5 protein-coding genes are annotated in these 2,695 nt (G+C 48.4%); 4 read left to right on the plus strand and 1 reads right to left on the minus strand.

Going from position 1 to position 2,695, the window contains the following annotated elements; genetic code table 11:
• The 4 genes from AC3DOM_RS17260 to AC3DOM_RS17275 all read left to right on the plus strand — a co-directional run.
• On the plus strand, positions 1-192 hold a 192-nt coding region (locus AC3DOM_RS17260), incomplete at its 5' end, for an ACT domain-containing protein (protein ID WP_487920277.1).
• 9 nt (positions 193-201) lie between these two features.
• Positions 202-1,449, plus strand: coding sequence for a molybdopterin molybdotransferase MoeA (locus AC3DOM_RS17265; protein ID WP_487920278.1), 1,248 nt, complete (start codon positions 202-204; stop codon positions 1,447-1,449).
• 143 nt (positions 1,450-1,592) lie between these two features.
• Positions 1,593-2,024, plus strand: coding sequence for a vitamin K epoxide reductase family protein (locus AC3DOM_RS17270; RefSeq protein WP_487920279.1), 432 nt, complete (start codon positions 1,593-1,595; stop codon positions 2,022-2,024).
• Between the two features lie 7 nt (positions 2,025-2,031).
• Positions 2,032-2,298: a hypothetical protein gene (locus tag AC3DOM_RS17275; protein ID WP_487920280.1), complete on the plus strand. Its 267-nt coding sequence runs from the start codon at positions 2,032-2,034 to the stop codon at positions 2,296-2,298.
• A gap of 158 nt (positions 2,299-2,456) precedes the next feature.
• Here AC3DOM_RS17275 and AC3DOM_RS17280 read toward each other — a convergent pair.
• Positions 2,457-2,695 (minus strand): M20/M25/M40 family metallo-hydrolase (locus AC3DOM_RS17280; RefSeq protein WP_487920281.1); only part of this gene is annotated, 239 nt, incomplete at its 5' end.

Genomic DNA, 2,695 nt, shown 5'->3' on the forward strand with positions numbered 1-2,695 from the left:
TTCGGCGATGTTTCCTATATTCTTTCCAACGATGGAATAAATATGATCGATGCAAATGTCAAAGTTGTCAAAGGAATTGCCGATATTCAATTGGTCATTGAAGTCAGTGATATTAATCAACTTAGCCGATTACTGACGCGCGTCGAAAATCTGCCCAATGTGCTGGAAGCTCAACGGCAATTGCCTGGCTAGAGATATAAAATGACACTTATATACGTTCACGATGCGCTTGAACGCATCCTTGCTCCATTCCAACCTCTCCCAAGCGTCCTGGTTCCTCTCAGGGATTCAGTCGGGCGCGTTCTCGCGGAGGATATTCGGGCGACAACAGACCTGCCTCTTTTTGACAATTCATCCATGGATGGATTTGCCCTGCTCGCCTCAGATGCGACCCAGGCTGGCGAGGCCACGCCAATCACCTTGCAGGTCGTGGACGATATCCCCGCAGGGAAGATGCCCACCAAAGAAATCCACAATGGGCAGGCCGCACGTATCATGACGGGTGCTCCCCTGCCACCGGGCGCTGATGCTGTTGTTCCCGTCGAAGAGACAGATTTCAACGATCGCGCCCCTGGAACCCCTCTTCCTGAAAATGTAAAAATTTTCAAGGCGCCGAGGCTTGGCGCCAATATTCGTAAACGAGGCAACGATATCCGCAACGGAGCGGGGATCCTTTTTGCTGGTCAGCGTTTACGTGCCCAGGATTTAGGCATGCTCGCCATGCTGGGTGTTGCCCAGGTCCCCGTTTATCGCAAACCGCGGATTGCCCTGCTCTCCAGCGGAGATGAATTAACGCCGATAGGAACACCGCTGACTGATGGGAAAATTTACGATGTTAATTCCTACACACTCGGCGCAATGCTTGAATCAGCAGGGTGCGAGATCATATCACTAGGTGTAGCAGCAGATACACCAAAATCGGTAAAAGCTGCCCTGGACAAGGCAAAAGATACGGATCTGATTCTCTCTTCTGCCGGGGTCAGTATGGGCTCCTTCGACTTCATCAAGGCTGTGATCGAAGAAGAGGGCATATTGAATTTTTGGCGTATCAATATGCGCCCCGGCAAACCGCTTACTTTTGGAAATTATAAGGAGATCCCCTTTATTGGCTTGGCAGGAAATCCTGTCTCGGCGTTCATTGGCTTTATGGTTTTTGTACGCCCTGTGATCGAGAAGATGCTTGGGCGCAGCGGGCACTCTAGCGAGAACAGGCAAACCCGGGATCGTGTGCGGGTAAAACTGCTTGAACCAATCCAATCGGATGGAAGAGAAAGTTACCTCCGCGCCTTCATCGACCGCAAAGACAATCAGCTTTACGCGCAACTTACCGGACATCAAGGCTCCGGAAATCTATTCTCGATGGTGCAGGCGAACGCTTTACTCATCATCCCAGTGGGGGTAAAATCTTTGAAAAAAGGTGCTCAGGTGGATGCCTGGTTTTTGGATTAGAATAGACATCTTGCATCAGTGCTTTAGCCGCCGTCCTCGGCGGTGGTAATAGGAGAGCCTGCGCCGAGGATGGCGCAGGGAGCATAGTGGAAAAAGACTTTTGTAAGAAGTCTAATATAAAAAATATGGATTAAGGTTTATAAATGAAAAAACTTAGCATTATCGCTCTGGCAGCCGCCATTATTGGCGCCCTTGATGCCGCCTACCTGACCTGGGTCAAGTTATCTCATAACGAAGTTCTTTGCGCCCCAGGCATAGGAGATTGCTACACCGTTAATACCAGTCGCTACTCTGAGCTTTACGGTATTCCCGTTGCGGTTTTTGGCCTGGCAACATTCCTGCTTATTATTGCCATTCTTGTTCTGGAACCGCGCCTGCCATTTCTCGAAGAAAATGGAAGTCTGATTTTATTTGGTATAAGCCTGATCGGTGTGATCTACTCAGCCTACCTGTCTTATCTTGAAGAATTCGTAATCCACGCCTGGTGTCCTTATTGTGTTCTCTCCGCAATCGTGATCACCATCATATTTATAATCTCAATTATGCGCCTTAAACAAGAAGGCTCACAAGACTAGGTTTCCTATGCCTCGCATCCGCTGCCTCTACCATGATTGCCTTTTTCTCGACGATAATTTATGCACGGCACCCTCAGTAGAGATTGATCCTGATTTGGGCTGCACGACCCATTCGCCTGCTGGGGGAGACCTTTTGGAAGGGAAATGGGATGATGACGAATCTCTCGAAGATTTGGATCTAGATGATTTGGATATAGACGATATCGATTTAGAAGATATTGAGTTAGAAGATGATGATGGAGGAGATGTGGATGACTGGCTCGACGAAATCTAGGGATACCGTCCGCCCTCCTTTTTGGCCTGCCACCATTAACTAAAACATAAAATATCACCCGCGCGTAAACGCGGGTGATATTTTATTCAAAGAAGATAATATTTTTAAAGGGGCGCATCGCGTTTGGCTTTCAATCGAAACGCAGTGTTTTCCTGAGCTTAACGGCAATATTTGATCGCCGTTTCTGCCAAAATATGCGCCAAATCTACTACAGACTGAAGATCGACCCATTCTTCTTCAGAATGCAAGCCATTTCCAACAGGACCGACCAGCACAGTTTCCATCCCCGCAGCCGCAAAAAGGGCCGCATCCGTCCAGAAGGTTTGACCTGACTGGGCAGGCTTGCTTCCAAGTTGGTTGGTCATGGAATCTTCCAGAATTTTTACAATGAGAGCAT

The organism is Candidatus Desulfolinea nitratireducens (assembly GCF_982879505.1).

What these genes read in the sequence shown, in the direction of transcription:
- AC3DOM_RS17265 (WP_487920278.1), top strand. Translation starts at nt 202, where the DNA reads ATGACACTTATATACGTTCACGATGCGCTTGAACGCATCCTTGCTCCA.
- AC3DOM_RS17270 (WP_487920279.1), top strand. Translation starts at nt 1,593, where the DNA reads ATGAAAAAACTTAGCATTATCGCTCTGGCAGCCGCCATTATTGGCGCC.
- AC3DOM_RS17275 (WP_487920280.1), top strand. Translation starts at nt 2,032, where the DNA reads ATGCCTCGCATCCGCTGCCTCTACCATGATTGCCTTTTTCTCGACGAT.